Annotated in this window: 1 protein-coding gene; it reads left to right on the top strand. The window is 63.6% G+C overall.

Annotation, left to right across the window (positions count from 1 at the left end; genetic code table 11):
• On the top strand, positions 1–310 hold a 310-nt coding region (locus tag AC5ZG1_RS44805; protein WP_496136629.1), incomplete at its 5' end, for an adenylate/guanylate cyclase domain-containing protein.
• Positions 311–360 lie beyond the last annotated feature (50 nt).

Below are 360 nucleotides of genomic sequence, written 5' to 3'. Positions count from 1 at the left end.
GGCCGAGCTTAACGAGGAGCACCTGCGCACGGGACGCGAACCGCTGCGCTACGGCGTCGGTGTGCATGTCGGGGACGTCATGTACGGCAATATCGGCTCGCGCCGACGTCTGGATTTCACCGTCATCGGCCCGGCGGTCAATGTCGCGTCACGGCTGGAAAGCCTGACCAAGGAGGTTAAGCGTCCGGTGCTCTTGTCGCGGGCCTTCGTCGAAATGGCAGGCTGCGCGAAAGACATGGACAGTCTCGGCACCTTCCCGCTGCGCGGGCTCGGAGAGCCTGTCGATGTCTTTGCTTTTCCGGGGCGGTAGGCTCAGGCAGAGTCAGACACCGCGTTTGTTTCCCCACAGCAGCACGTGCA

The organism is Bradyrhizobium sp. Leo78, from assembly GCF_059512425.1.
This window is presented reverse-complemented; position numbering and strand designations above follow the sequence as displayed.